Source organism: Burkholderia sp. BCC1644 (assembly GCF_902833225.1).
Taxonomy (GTDB): Bacteria; Pseudomonadota; Gammaproteobacteria; order Burkholderiales; family Burkholderiaceae; genus Burkholderia.
This window is the reverse complement of the sequence record NZ_CADFEI010000009.1, coordinates 326,853-338,389: the sequence shown is the minus strand read 5'-3', so window position 1 is coordinate 338,389 and position 11,537 is coordinate 326,853. Positions and strand designations below refer to the sequence as shown.

The following is an 11,537-nucleotide window of genomic DNA, read 5'->3' as shown; positions in this document are numbered from 1 at the left end:
ATGCCGCTGTTCACGGCTTCCTCGTTCGTCACGTCCATCGCGACGCCGATCGCCTTGCCGCCTGCCTTGATGATCTCGTCGGCGACCGCGTTCGCGCCGTCCTGGTTCAGGTCGGCGATCGCGACGGCCGCGCCTGCCTTGGCGAGCTCGAGTGCGATTTCCTTGCCGATGCCGCTCGCGGCGCCCGTGACGACTGCGGTCTTGCCATTCAGGTTGCTCATTTCGAATTCCCGTGGTGAAAGGATTGACAGGGAGAAAGGACTGCGGACGTGTTACTGAGCCAGGTAATCGTAGACGACTTCGCCGAGGCCCAGCGTCAAATCTGCGACCAGGTGCCGGGCTTCGACGATTTCGAGCACGGGCAGGTCGGCCACGGGCGCCAGTGCGTGCGGCGCCAGTTCGAGCGAGGCGGGGCCCGTCCACGCGCCCTTCATCTTGATGTCCTGCATGTAATAGCGCACCAGTTCGCAGACGCGCGCGGTGCCGTCGACGTGCGGGATGATCTTCAGCAGGAAATTGGGGCCGGCGAGACGCTTCGTCTGCTCGTCGATGTCGAGTTCCTTGTGCTTGTAGCCCATCGTGCCGGTGGCGACGCGCACCTTGCCGTAGTCGAGCGTGCCGAGGATGTGGTCGGTGTTCACGTGCAGCGTGGGCGACGCGAGCTTCTTCGGGAAGCCCCACAGCTCGCGGCCGCCGGCGATCGGCGGGTGATCGTCGAGATACATCGCGAGCGTGTAGCCGCCCGGCTGGCCGTTGTATTCGACCGGGATGACCTGGCCGCTTTCGGTGTAGTCGCCGAAGCCGGTCGAATCGGCCATGCGAATGAATTCGTAATGCACGAGCGGCTCGGTGACCTGCAGCGGCTCGGGGACAATTTCGCGGAGACGGTCCGGATCGGTGCGATACGTGATGATCAGAAACTCACGATCGACGAAACGGTACGGGCCCATCGGGAAGGCAGGGCTGGTCAACGGCATCGCAAACGCTTTCGATCGGACATCGCTGGCTTTCATGCGGACTCCTTGTTGTTGATCGCTTCGTGGATGAGTGCTCGTAAGCTCGTAATCCTATGCCTGTGCGTTGCCGTTGTGCGATGCCGCATATGGAATTAATTGTTGCCGATTTCGAAGAATTCGCGACGTAAATATTGAGATGAATAACGCAAACGGCAGGGATGGCGCCCGGCGGCGCGATGGTCGCACGCGTCGATGACGCCACGATGTGAAAAAGGTGAGTCTTTACGGGAAGCCGGGTGAGCCTTTACGGGAGACAGTTGCGCGGGAATATGACAATTGTGTGAACTTGTGTTGCAGTGCAGGCTCTAAGTGCGTTCGCCGCAGCGGGATTCGCGCCGGCGGCCGCATTAAGCATCGCTTAAGCGGGTGCGTCCTAGCATCGTTCGTATCAGGCCGGGCAACCGGTCGAATTTTTTACGCCCCACGCAACCGGATTCATGCAGAACCTCAATCTCACCCTCTTTTCCGCCATCAACGCCGGGGTTGCGCCGCAGCCGGGCGTCGCCCGCCTCGCGATCTTTGCCGCCGACTGGCTCGTCTACGCACTGCCGGCCATGCTGCTGCTGACCTGGATCTTCGGCGCGCGCTCGACGCGGCGCCAGGCGATCGAAGCCGGCGTCGGCGTATGCGTGGCGCTCGTGCTCGCGCAGGTGATCGGGCATGTCTGGTTCTCGCCGCGCCCGTTCATGGCCGGCGTCGGCACGCAACTGATTCCGCACGCGCCGGACAGTTCGTTTCCGAGCGATCACATGACGTTTGCGTGGAGCATGGCCGTCGGCCTGATGCTCGGCGGCTCGACGCGCGTGACCGGGTTCGTGATGGCCGCGATGGCCGTGGCGATTGCATGGGGGCGCGTCTATGCGGGCGTGCACTGGCCGTTCGACATGGCGGGCGGTGTGCTGGTCGGTACGGCCGGCGCGCTGGCCGCGCACCTGTACGGGCAACGCGCGATCGCGCTGCTCGAACGGCTCGGCGATGCGGTACACGCGGTCGTGATGGGGCGCCGGCACGCGCCCTGAGCGAAGGGAAACCGGGCAGGACGCCGTCAGCCGGGTGTCTTGGCCGATTCGGCCGATGCGGACGGGCCGCCGCCTGCATCGTGCAGTTCAGGCGTATCGGCCGGGTGCTGAGCGGCATCGCGATCGAGGGCGCTTTCCTTCAGGATCGCGCACATCGCGACGAACAGCGCGAGTACCACCGCGGCGAGGCCGCAATAGCCGACGATCTTCAGGTTGCGAAGGAACGGCGAAGCGTGGCTTTCTTTTGTCATGACCGGGCGCTCCTGGGCGGGCTGCGGCGGCTGTCGCCTGACAGCGGCGTCGCAGACACAGGTATATACCAGCCGCGATACCGGTGCCAAGCCCGCTGGTGCGCGGACGCCACGATTGTGTCATCCGCCGGCCAACCCGGGGCCCCTTTGCCGGGCGCCCGTATCCGTCAATCTTCCAGCGTTTCGTGCACGGCCGCCGCGCCGCGCTTCCAGTAGGCCGCCGCGCGGATGCGCGACTTGTCGACGCCGCGTTCGCCGGTCAGATGCTGGCGGACCGCGCGCATCGACAGCGCTTCGCCGGCCGCCCACACGTAGCCGTCGCCCGACGGCGGCAACGGCAGGTCACGAACGGCATTCAGCAGTGCATCGCCGTCTGCCGCGTCGGCTTCGGCGCGGAAGCGCCAGACTTCATGCACGTCGGCGCGCGTATCGAACGAGATTTGTGCGGCACGATCGGCGACTTCCAGCACGACGGCCGCGCGCGCACCGGCCGGCAATTCCTCGAGACGCCGCGCGATGGCCGGCAGCGCCGTATCGTCACCGATCAGCAGATGCCAGTCGAAACCGGTCGGGACGACGAACGAACCGCGCGGGCCGCCGATGCCGAGCCATTGGCCGACACGTGCCTGCGCAGCCCATTGCGACGCGGGGCCCGGATGATTCAGCACGAATTCCAGATCGAGTTCGCGGGCGGCGCGGTCGAAGCGGCGCGGCGTGAAGTCGCGCGCGACCGGCTTCGGTTCGCCTTCCGGAAACTCGGGGCCATTCGCGCCGAGCGTCGGCATCGCGGGCCGTTCGGCGCCGGGCGGCGGGAAAAACACTTTCACGTGATCGTCGAACGACGCGGATTCGAAATCCGCGAGATCGGGGCCGCCGAGCGTGACGCGCAGCAGGTGCGGCGTCACGGCATGCACGCGCAGGACCTGCAGCAGGCGGAATTTGAGGGTATGGCGCACGCGGGTCACGGTGCGCTCGGATGTGTTCTGCATCGATCCGTTCTCCTTGAATTGTGACGGGGCGGCGCGGATCACGCGCCGGAGCCGCCTTCGATTTCGGCCGTCGCGCGGCGCATGATGGCCGCGATGCGGCGTTGTTCGTCGGCATCGGCAGCGCTCTTGTGCAGCAGCGCACGCTTGAGCGCGAGGCGTGCCTCGACGAACTCCGGCAGCCAGCCGGCCTGCGATTCGTCCGGTGCTTCGTTGCCGGCCGATTCCCCGGCGAACGCGCGGCGCATGAATTCCATCTTGCGGGCGAGGTGCGTGAGACGGGCGAACAGCGTGTCGACGCGCTCGCGCTGCGCATCGAGATGCGCGCGGCCGGCGTCGGTCAGCGCGTAGCGCTTGCGGTTGCCTTCCGCCTGCGACGCGACGAAGCCGACTTCTTCCAGATACGTGAGCGCCGGATACACCATGCCGGGGCTCGGGCTGTAGAAACCGTTCGAACGCGTGTCGAGCGCCTTGATCAGCTCATAGCCGTGGCTCGGCTGCTCGGCGACCAGCGCGAGCAGCAGCAGCTGGAGATCGTCGGAACTGAACTGGCGGCCGCGCGGCATGCCGTCGTCGCCGAAATCGCCAAAGCCGCCGCGCCCGCCCCGGCCGCCGAACGGGCCGCCACCGAACATGTCGTGGCCGCGGCGATGGCGGCCGATCGCGTACCAGAGACCGCCGAACCAGTCGGGGCGGGCATGTGCACCATGACCGTCGCAACGGTCATGGCCGCGGAAGTGGTTGTGCCGCATGATCCTGTCCTATGTGTCGAAAAACATATCTAAAGATATATATCGAAAGATAGGTCGTCAAGGGGATTTATTTGGGGTTGGATGAAATGCGGCGGGAGATCGGTGCTGTCGTTTCGAGGATCCCGTTGGCCGCTCTTCTCGGCGATGTTGTCCGAGCCGCCATCAAGGGGGCGTCACGTTGGTTCCGCAAATTGGACGGAGGCGCTGTCGCGGGATCGCATTGCACGTCCCCTCGCAGCGTGCCTTCGAACGGCACCTTCGGCATGGCTTTCCGCGAACGTGACGTACCGGCTGAATGCTTACGGGGTGCGAAAGGTTCGATTGCGGCCACGTTTGCGGTGACTTGCAAGCAATCGTTGTCCTCTCTTAAAAATAAGGATATCGAAATTATTGGGATGTGGTTCCGACATGATCCAATTGATCACTGACCGAGGCCCGCGTTGGAGTCGGGAGGTGAGCTGGTAGACGCGGTTGCTTCCCAACTTCCGTGCATGTTGACGCTGACGGACGCCAGGTAACCCGATCGACCAATTCTCGAAGGAGCGGCGCAACCGGAAGCGGCTTTATCTGGCAAGCGAGGATTCACCGGCCGGCTGTTCGATAGGCCCTTGCTTGAGTGAGTACCGAAAGGCGAGTCGATATCACCCGCTCATTCCACATCTTTACGTCTGATCGCCCTGATCAGGGCGATCAGCCAGGCTGTCGCCGGCACGCGCCACGCGGTGACCGGGTGCAGCGATGCCGACGGGATTGCGGCCCATCGTTGCGCCCACGGCGCGCGCGACTGTCGCGCAGATGATCTGGTTCAAATCTCCATAGCTGATGGTTTCGCCACGAGGGATAGCCAACAGGGCGCTTCGGACCGCTTGTTGAAGAGGTGTTCCGCGCGATACCTCAAACGGCAGGTTAAGGCCGCGGCGTTGACCGTCGAGATCGGCGAACAACTGCCGGGCGGCCTCGCGCATCGGGTGACGGGCAGGGTCAGGTTGCCGATCCTCGGTGTCGGAGTTGCTCTTCTGGCCCTCGGAACACACGTTCGCCGGGCCCGATTCGGTCGCAGTCACGCGTACGCGGTCCAGTTGAATGTCGATGTGGATGGTCTTCATGTCGAGATGTGGTGATCGCCGGCCTGCCAGGCGCGTCATACCGCGTAATCGCTCCCGTGTCGCCAGATCCCGGCGGCGCCCTTGCTAATCCCGCACGCCTTGCGCCGAGCTCATGAAGTTGACGCTGATTCGCGCGCCCTCGATTTCCGGCTCCTTGGGCACACAGTGCACCCAGTCCTGCTGGGAGCGCCCGCCCATCACCACCAAATCGCCCGAGGAGGGTTTGAAGGTCATGGAGCGGCCGCCCTTGATCGGCTTGATCAGGAACCGGCGGGTCGTGCCGAGCGTCAGGACCGGTACGATGCAGTTCAGCTTCCGGCAGGAGCCGTGATCGCGGTGCCAGCCTGTACTGTCTTGCCCCTTGCGATAGAGGTTCATCCACAGGCCGTCGTATTCCACACCGTAGTGACGCGACAGCGCACGGACAACCTGCAGCAGGCGCGCGTCGGGCACGTCCGCAACGTTCTTGTAGACCGCCGTCATGCGTGGCTCGCGAAACACCTTGTTGAACATGCGCCGATCGTGCTCGAGCCACGGGACGCTATTGCGCAACTGCTCGTAGAGCTGCGAAGCTCCCGACATCCATTCGGGCACGATTTCGATCCAGGAATGAGCGTCGAGGTCGAAACGTCGTGCCGATCGAAAGGACTCGTCTATCGAGAACTCGGTGTCGCTGCTTCCAAATAAATCGCTCTGGGCATGTACCGTATCCAGGATCTGTGTGATTGAGTTCATCGTGCAAATTGATCGCTTCCGGTGGCGACGGGTCACGCGACCCGGAGGGGCGTTGATATAAGTAGTATTCAGATCGAAGCGCTGCGATCCATGGCATGCCATGCACGCAGCACCGAATAGCCGCGCCAGGGCCGCCATTTCTCGGCAGCCTGTGCCGCGGCACGGGCGCTACCCACACCCAGGGCCTTTTGGAGCGCGACGTCGCCGGCCGGAAAGGCGTCAGGCCAGCGCAGCGCACGCATGGCGATGTACTGCGCGGTCCAGTCGCCGATGCCGGGCAGCGCACATAATTCGGCGCAGGTCGCCGCGACGTCCACGCCTGGATGCAAAGCGATGCGCCCCTCCAGTACGGCGTGAGACAACGCATGCAGCGCGGCCTGACGTTGTCGCGTGATGCCCAAGCGGCCGAGCTCGTCGCCCGTGGCAGCGGCCAGAGCCGCCGGAGTGGGAAAGAGACGATCCAGGCCCGCGACAGGCGTTTCGATCGGGTCGCCGAAGGCTGCGACCAGGCGTGCGCCCAGCGTACGCGCAGCTGCCACGGTGATCTGCTGACCCAACACAGCGCGCACCGCCAGCTCGAAGCCGTCGAGTGTGCCCGGCACGCGCAAGCCTTCACCCAACGGGAAGGTGGCGTGCAGAGCAGCATGAATGGCGATCGGGTCGGCGTCCAGATCGAACGCGGCACGTACGCGATTGATCACGGCCGGCAGGGCGGTGGCCAATGAGTCGCTGATCGTCAACACGGCCTGAGCGCGATCTTCGTCGAAGCGCGCGCGCAACCAGCCGCTGCGAGCCTGCGTGCCTTGCAACAGCCGCAACGTTCGCGTGTATTCCAGACCCGCGACCTGCTCCACGCCGGGCAAGGCACGCAGGCGCAAAAAGCCCAACATTGCCTCCACGTCATAAGGAGGCCGCCAGCCCAGTCTCACGCTCACACCTTGGCCGTCGGATGTGGACTTGGCCCGGCGCAAGGCACTGGGATTCAGGCCGTAGTGGCGCGAGAAGGCATCGTTGAAGCGTCGCACGCTGGAAAAGCCGCTGGACGCCGCAACCTGGCTCATCGGCAGCTGGGTATCGGCGATCAGCTGCTTGGCTGCCAACAGCCGGCGTGTTTGGAGATACTGGAGCGGTGAGACACCAAAGTGCGCCTCGAAAATGCGACGCAAATGGCGGTCACTCACGCCCAGCCGTTGAGCAATTCGCGGCATCAAACCGCCGGCCGATTGACCGGAGGTCGGGAGCGCGGGCATGAATCTCCAGGCGTCCGGTTCATCCATCAAGCGCGCCGCCTGCAGGGCCAGGATGCGCGACGCGTCCTCCGTGCTCCAGGATGCCGCTCGCGGGGCCAATTCGGGGCGGCAACGCAGGCAAGGCCTGAAACCTGCCGCTTCGGCTTCTGCCGCATGACGATAGAAGCGGAGATTCTCGCGACGCGGCGTCTTCACACGACATACCGGACGACAGTAGATACCGGTGCTGGTGACGGCCGCGAAAAAAGAACCGTCGAAGCGCGCGTCGTGCGCCTTCAGCGCCAGATAGCAGGCGTCGCTGTCGGGGGTGTCGATGGGAGTAGGCATGAGTGAGATCGTATATCTTGGACGCCCACGAAGTGCGCCATTTTCGGACATCTGGTCTGGCCGCTCGGCGCCGACAAGCGTCCGGCAGCTTGCGCATCCGGGACGGCGGGAAATGATTGCGCAGTTCGGCCCCTCCAACTTCACGGAGCGCGATGTGCGCTTGACGGCTTGTCCGGCCGTGCAGCGCAAGATACCGATAGTCGCGAATGTGAAGGTGATCGACATGGTCATGATCACCACGCGCGCGCGGCATTTCGCAGTGAACACGTTGTGCAAGATGAGCACCCAGCGACGGGCAGCCACACGGACTACAACGATTCCTGCATGCCGATCGCCAACCGTGTCATGTATTGCAAATCGGCGCCTTGCCGAAGTGCTCGATCCGTACCGGTGAGTGCCCCTGTCTCGACGACTCGGGTACATGCCATTGCGTCATCCAGGTGCTTTCCGAGGGCCGTTCATATCGGTGCGGGCCCGCCGACCTCGCTGGCCAGAGTGCCTGAAAGATTGATGCAGGCGCGCAATGCCCCGTAAAGATTCATGGCGATGTACACAGGAAGCAAATCGCTGCGTTGTGATTCGTTCACGTAAGTGCACCTGATCTCGCAGGCGTCGCCCCGGTCAACCACCACCAGCGATTTCACGCGATGCCTTTCTAAACCAATTTGATAGTCGCGCTTGGTCAGTATCGGCCGCTCGTCAAGCATCGTGCGAACCGGATGCCGCGTCGGCAGCGTCGCGCCGAAAGAAGAATCGTCAGACATTCTCTGCAGATCCGAGCCGTAGTAATGGACCCCGCTGTAGTGCTCGATGCACTGGTACAGCGCCTGCAACTGCAGGGCTTCCCACTGGGACAATCGAAACGTTCCGTTGTACATCGCGAACTTGATGCATACGCTCGCGACCGGACCGGTGCCACTGAATGCGGCCGCGAAGCTGCTCACAAGATCCGGCTCATCGCTTGCGTTGAGTTTCGTGAGGGTCACGATGTGCTCCTGGATGACCTCGATATAAGACTGGCGCGAGGTCGACTGCGACGGATTCGCTGCGGATAGGGCTGTGAATTCAGACCCGTCCCAGCGCTTTACGCCGAAAGAAAAACGGACCGGCCTCAGCCGATCCGTGTTCAGGTCTTGCACCCGATAGGCGATCCGTTATGGTTCGGACCGTGCGCTCACTTACGCTTTCTTGATCAGCTCGAGTTGCGTCAGTGCCGTCACGCCATCGTCAAGGCCGAGTTCCTCGACGATCAGACCGTCCTTCAGACGAAGAACCGTGGTCCCGGTGAAGCGCATACGGCGGCCGGTTGCCGCGGGCAGCGAACCGATCAGGAAGTCGCTGAAAGCCGGGCCGGTGTGCGTGCCGCCACCTTCCCACTGACCGACCACGTAGTCGCCTTCGGCGATCAGGTCCGTGACACCCCAGAAGTTGAGATCCGGGAAGGCGGCACGGAAGTCGGTCATGAATGCCTTGATGTCCTCGCGGCCGCGACGCGGTTCATGCAACGAGTACTTCAGCAGCATGTCCGGTGCAGCGATTTCGTCGACGATGCTGAGGTCGCACTTCTCGCCCCAGAAACTCGTGAACCAGCGGCCGACGACTGCCTTGTTATCGTCTTCCTTCGACATGTTCGACTCCTTGATGATCTTGATTGATGGAGAGACGGAGTTGCTCCGCTCGGAACGAACAATAGCGATCAGGCATGCGCACTTCTACTCGTTTCTTGTGATGCAATTTAATAAATATTTGCCCGCTGTCTGTACGTCGATCAGTGAGAATTTGAAAGCAAGAAGCGGATCGAAAAATCAATCGCCGAGAGGTATCGTTCACCTCGAGAATACGAATCGCGAGAACTGCGGATGTCGCTCTCAAGCGTTCGATGGGTGCCGGGAATTGCCCTGATCGCTCGTCTCGAACTCGGTGAGGATGAAATGAAAATTGTCGGGTATCTCGCGGACATATTCGATCTGTTTCACGTTGGGCATCTCAACATGCTCGGCTATGCCCGCGATCGTTGTGACTATCTGATCGTCGGCGTGACGACAGACGAATCGGCTCGCCAAAGCAGGGGCATCAAGCCGGTGATTCCGTTCGCCGAACGAGTCGAGATCATGCGCAGCATTCGCTTTGTTGATCGAGCCGTTGCGGACAATCTCGAGTGCCCTCACGCGATACTTTTCAGGCGAACTGCAAGCTGTCAACGAACTATCGACCGCGACCGCCGGGACAGATCTGCAGTAGCGCGTGTGGCATGCATTGAGATCCGTTCCGCCGGGCACAACTACGACGTACGGAAAGTTGGCGAAGGATCTGGGCTTTGACGATCCTCGCGCGGCGATTGACATCGGGGCGGCCAACGCAGCCAACCCCATCGCAATCGTGGTGCCATGCCACCGAGTGATCGCAAGCAACGGCGACCTGAGAGGGTACGCGTGGGGAGTCCACCGGAAACGCTGGCTTCTCGGGCACGAGAAGGTCCCGGCATTCGCCAACCGCGTCCGGTATGCGATGTCGCTACCCGGGTTCCAAGGCCGCCCGGATGGAGAAGTATCAAGGACACACGCTAGCCGTAAGGGTGCCCATGTCAACAATGGTCAATTCCGATCCCGGCGTATTGTCGTCCGCGCACTCAGTGGCGACAATCGGTCCGCTCGCCCGGGCGAGCGCGCTTGCGAAGCGGCTCTCGCTTTTCGCGCCTTGGAAAATTCGAATGACGTTCATCCTGCCGCACAATCCCCGCCAAGACCGGCGTCAACGCGCCGACGCGCTGCTTCTCGAAGCGACGGCGGATGACGGATTCGTCCGCGAATCGCTGCGTATCGTCGCCGAGGCCAGGCAGCGCATCGAGGATTCCCGTGGGTTGACAACGGATGCGGGACGGCGTGACATGCACGATATCGCCGATATCTCGTAACAGGTCACCGACCATGGGATCGAAGGCCGCGAACCGCACATGGAAGATCGCGCTGGCGCTGATTGCGCTGACGGGCGTCGCATTGTTCGCGCTCGGCACGCGCATTCATTTCGGCTACTACGCCGACGACAGGCAGGCCGCGCTTCGGGCGGAGGCGTTGGTGATGCAGCGCTTCAACGCACAAGCGTTCGACGCGATCTACGACGATGCGTCCGACGCGATGCACGCTGCCGTGTCACGAACGCAGGCTGCCGACGCGATGCGTGCGACGCTGAAAGCGTACGGGACCATCGTCGAGGACAACGAAGGCGCGACGACCTGCTTCCCGGATCAGGTCCGCATGGTGCGCTGGCTGAAGTCGTCGAACGGGACCGACCTGACGCAGATGAGTTTGTGGTCCACGCCGGGCGGCGACGCAAAGCTGGTGATGATGCGGATTTCGCCGGGGCATGCGAGCGTCGACCCCGAGATCGTCCACCGGAACCGCTGCGGTTCGCGGTGAGTGCCCGATGAACGACGCGCCGCGTGCCGGCGCGCGTTCCCGTTTCCTTCAGATCCCCATCCGTTCCGCCACCGCGTCGCGATCGACGAACTTGTGTTTCACCACGGCGCCGACGTGCATGGCCAGCAGCAAGCCGAGCGTCAGCACCAGTGCGCGATGCAGCGTATCGGTGAGGAGTCTCAACGGTTCGTCGCGACCGACGAGCACCGGCAGTTCCGTGATGCCGAAGAAGCTGACCGCATGTGCGCCTGCGAGGCGGTGCACGTAGCCGGTCAGCGGCACGAGAAACAGCAGCAGGTACAGCAAGCCGTGCAACGCGCCGGCGATTCGCGCCTGCCAGGCCGGAACGCTGTCGGGCAGCGGCGGCGGCGTGTGCGTTGCGCGCCAGACGAGGCGCGGCACGGTCAGCATGAAGATCAGGCTGCCGATCGACGCGTGATAGAACAGGATGCCGTTGAACTGCGACGAGTTGTGCGGATACGTATCCATGTAGAGCCCGATCGACAGGTTCAACAGGATCAGGATCGCGATCGACCAGTGCATGGCGATGGCGAAGCGCGCGTAGGCGGCGTGGTTGGGCTGTGGCATGAGCGGTCTCGCTGATTCGGGTGGGGCGTCGCGCACCCGCACGTCCGGTGCGGCGAACGGCGTGGCGACACCCGATGTACCGGTGCCGCGC

General features: G+C 63.3%; 15 protein-coding genes and 2 pseudogenes. 6 read left to right on the top strand and 11 right to left on the bottom strand.

Translation table 11 applies throughout. The features are described 5' to 3' along the window. Together HWX87_RS20450 and HWX87_RS20445 are read right to left on the bottom strand one after the other, a co-directional pair. A partial coding sequence (locus HWX87_RS20450) for an SDR family NAD(P)-dependent oxidoreductase (RefSeq protein ID WP_176048807.1) occupies nt 1-221 on the bottom strand: 221 nt, incomplete at its 3' end. A 51-nt stretch (nt 222-272) separates the two neighbouring features. Beyond that, nucleotides 273-1,013 carry an acetoacetate decarboxylase gene (locus HWX87_RS20445; protein ID WP_124456771.1) on the bottom strand — a complete coding sequence of 247 codons (741 nt, stop codon included), beginning with the start codon at nt 1,011-1,013 and terminating at the stop codon, nt 273-275. Nucleotides 1,014-1,453: 440 nt separating this feature from the next. On the opposite strand from HWX87_RS20445, the gene HWX87_RS20440 reads away from it, so the two are divergent. Then, entirely contained in the window at nt 1,454-2,035 is a 582-nt protein-coding gene (locus HWX87_RS20440; RefSeq protein WP_176048805.1) for an undecaprenyl-diphosphatase, read from the top strand. Between the two features lie 26 nt (nt 2,036-2,061). On the opposite strand, the gene HWX87_RS20435 is transcribed toward HWX87_RS20440, so the two are convergent. The 6 genes from HWX87_RS20435 to HWX87_RS20410 form a co-directional block, all read right to left on the bottom strand. Then, entirely contained in the window at nt 2,062-2,286 is a 225-nt protein-coding gene (locus HWX87_RS20435) for a hypothetical protein (RefSeq protein WP_176048803.1), read from the bottom strand. 167 nt (nt 2,287-2,453) lie between these two features. Beyond that, a complete protein-coding gene (locus tag HWX87_RS20430; protein WP_176048802.1) occupies nt 2,454-3,275 on the bottom strand; it encodes a siderophore-interacting protein in 822 nt (273 codons plus the stop codon). A 38-nt stretch (nt 3,276-3,313) separates the two neighbouring features. After that, on the bottom strand, nt 3,314-4,024 hold the full coding sequence (locus tag HWX87_RS20425) for a PadR family transcriptional regulator (protein WP_176048800.1): 711 nt from the start codon (nt 4,022-4,024) through the stop codon (nt 3,314-3,316). A 662-nt stretch (nt 4,025-4,686) separates the two neighbouring features. Then, on the bottom strand, nt 4,687-5,130 hold the full coding sequence (locus HWX87_RS20420) for a methylated-DNA--[protein]-cysteine S-methyltransferase (protein ID WP_176048799.1): 444 nt from the start codon (nt 5,128-5,130) through the stop codon (nt 4,687-4,689). Between the two features lie 84 nt (nt 5,131-5,214). After that, nucleotides 5,215-5,865, bottom strand: coding sequence for an alpha-ketoglutarate-dependent dioxygenase AlkB (locus HWX87_RS20415; protein ID WP_176048798.1), 651 nt, complete (start codon nt 5,863-5,865; stop codon nt 5,215-5,217). A 68-nt stretch (nt 5,866-5,933) separates the two neighbouring features. After that, nucleotides 5,934-7,442: an AlkA N-terminal domain-containing protein gene (locus HWX87_RS20410; protein WP_176048797.1), complete on the bottom strand. Its 1,509-nt coding sequence runs from the start codon at nt 7,440-7,442 to the stop codon at nt 5,934-5,936. Between HWX87_RS20410 and HWX87_RS20405 the strand changes: the two genes are divergently transcribed. Continuing rightward, nucleotides 7,441-7,836, top strand: coding sequence for a hypothetical protein (locus tag HWX87_RS20405; protein ID WP_176048796.1), 396 nt, complete (start codon nt 7,441-7,443; stop codon nt 7,834-7,836). The two genes, HWX87_RS20410 and HWX87_RS20405, sit on opposite strands and share 2 nt — an antisense overlap. 64 nt (nt 7,837-7,900) lie before the next feature. Here the strand turns inward: HWX87_RS20405 and HWX87_RS20400 are convergent, their stop codons facing one another. After that, nucleotides 7,901-8,581 carry a hypothetical protein gene (locus HWX87_RS20400; RefSeq protein ID WP_176048795.1) on the bottom strand — a complete coding sequence of 227 codons (681 nt, stop codon included), beginning with the start codon at nt 8,579-8,581 and terminating at the stop codon, nt 7,901-7,903. 39 nt (nt 8,582-8,620) lie between these two features. Continuing rightward, a complete protein-coding gene (locus HWX87_RS20395; RefSeq protein WP_176048794.1) occupies nt 8,621-9,070 on the bottom strand; it encodes an ester cyclase in 450 nt (149 codons plus the stop codon). Between the two features lie 231 nt (nt 9,071-9,301). Here HWX87_RS20395 and HWX87_RS38340 point away from each other — a divergent pair. The 4 genes and pseudogenes from HWX87_RS38340 to HWX87_RS20375 form a co-directional block, all read left to right on the top strand. After that, nucleotides 9,302-9,565: pseudogene (locus HWX87_RS38340) on the top strand (adenylyltransferase/cytidyltransferase family protein); the annotation flags it as partial. 28 nt (nt 9,566-9,593) lie between these two features. Continuing rightward, a pseudogene (locus tag HWX87_RS38335) lies at nt 9,594-9,914 on the top strand (methylated-DNA--[protein]-cysteine S-methyltransferase); the annotation flags it as partial. A 238-nt stretch (nt 9,915-10,152) separates the two neighbouring features. After that, complete coding sequence (locus HWX87_RS20380; protein ID WP_176048543.1) at nt 10,153-10,356, top strand: hypothetical protein; 204 nt, start codon at nt 10,153-10,155, stop codon at nt 10,354-10,356. Nucleotides 10,357-10,369: 13 nt separating this feature from the next. Continuing rightward, a complete protein-coding gene (locus HWX87_RS20375) occupies nt 10,370-10,858 on the top strand; it encodes a hypothetical protein (protein WP_176048793.1) in 489 nt (162 codons plus the stop codon). Nucleotides 10,859-10,906: 48 nt separating this feature from the next. Here HWX87_RS20375 and HWX87_RS20370 read toward each other — a convergent pair whose 3' ends face one another. Beyond that, complete coding sequence (locus HWX87_RS20370) at nt 10,907-11,446, bottom strand: cytochrome b/b6 domain-containing protein (protein WP_176048792.1); 540 nt, start codon at nt 11,444-11,446, stop codon at nt 10,907-10,909. Nucleotides 11,447-11,537 lie beyond the last annotated feature (91 nt).

Excerpts from the sequence above, each read along its gene's own strand:
- HWX87_RS20415 (WP_176048798.1), bottom strand. The coding sequence starts at position 5,865 with ATGAACTCAATCACACAGATCCTGGATACGGTACATGCCCAGAGCGAT.
- HWX87_RS20410 (WP_176048797.1), bottom strand. The coding sequence starts at position 7,442 with ATGCCTACTCCCATCGACACCCCCGACAGCGACGCCTGCTATCTGGCG.
- HWX87_RS20445 (WP_124456771.1), bottom strand. The coding sequence starts at position 1,013 with ATGAAAGCCAGCGATGTCCGATCGAAAGCGTTTGCGATGCCGTTGACC.
- HWX87_RS20380 (WP_176048543.1), top strand. The coding sequence starts at position 10,153 with ATGACGTTCATCCTGCCGCACAATCCCCGCCAAGACCGGCGTCAACGC.
- HWX87_RS20395 (WP_176048794.1), bottom strand. The coding sequence starts at position 9,070 with ATGTCGAAGGAAGACGATAACAAGGCAGTCGTCGGCCGCTGGTTCACG.
- HWX87_RS20420 (WP_176048799.1), bottom strand. The coding sequence starts at position 5,130 with ATGAAGACCATCCACATCGACATTCAACTGGACCGCGTACGCGTGACT.
- HWX87_RS20405 (WP_176048796.1), top strand. The coding sequence starts at position 7,441 with ATGAGTGAGATCGTATATCTTGGACGCCCACGAAGTGCGCCATTTTCG.
- HWX87_RS20425 (WP_176048800.1), bottom strand. The coding sequence starts at position 4,024 with ATGCGGCACAACCACTTCCGCGGCCATGACCGTTGCGACGGTCATGGT.
- HWX87_RS20370 (WP_176048792.1), bottom strand. The coding sequence starts at position 11,446 with ATGCCACAGCCCAACCACGCCGCCTACGCGCGCTTCGCCATCGCCATG.
- HWX87_RS20430 (WP_176048802.1), bottom strand. The coding sequence starts at position 3,275 with ATGCAGAACACATCCGAGCGCACCGTGACCCGCGTGCGCCATACCCTC.
- HWX87_RS20375 (WP_176048793.1), top strand. The coding sequence starts at position 10,370 with ATGGGATCGAAGGCCGCGAACCGCACATGGAAGATCGCGCTGGCGCTG.
- HWX87_RS20440 (WP_176048805.1), top strand. The coding sequence starts at position 1,454 with ATGCAGAACCTCAATCTCACCCTCTTTTCCGCCATCAACGCCGGGGTT.
- HWX87_RS20435 (WP_176048803.1), bottom strand. The coding sequence starts at position 2,286 with ATGACAAAAGAAAGCCACGCTTCGCCGTTCCTTCGCAACCTGAAGATC.